General features: G+C 58.4%; 1 pseudogene. It reads right to left on the minus strand.

Features of this window, described 5'->3' with window-relative positions:
* Positions 1-233: pseudogene (gene cusR / locus KI356_RS28975) on the minus strand (copper response regulator transcription factor CusR); the annotation flags it as partial.

Raw genomic sequence — 233 nt, forward strand, 5'->3', positions numbered from 1 at the left:
CGGGTGACTTTGCGGCTGACGAGATCGACCATCAGGTCGGCAACCTGAAACTGACTTTCGATAATTACCGCCGCCCCGCGCCGCAGGAGAGTGCGCACCCGCGCCAGCAGTTCAGCAAAAGCGAATGGTTTCATCAGGTAGTCATCTGCCCCCAACTCCAGCCCCTTGACGCGATGTTCAATGGTGCCAAGCGCGGTAAGCAACAGAATCGGCATCCCTTTATTGGCGGAGCG

The organism is Bacillus hominis (genome assembly GCF_018332515.1).
Lineage (GTDB): Bacteria > Bacillota > Bacilli > Bacillales > Bacillaceae_G > Bacillus_A > Bacillus_A hominis.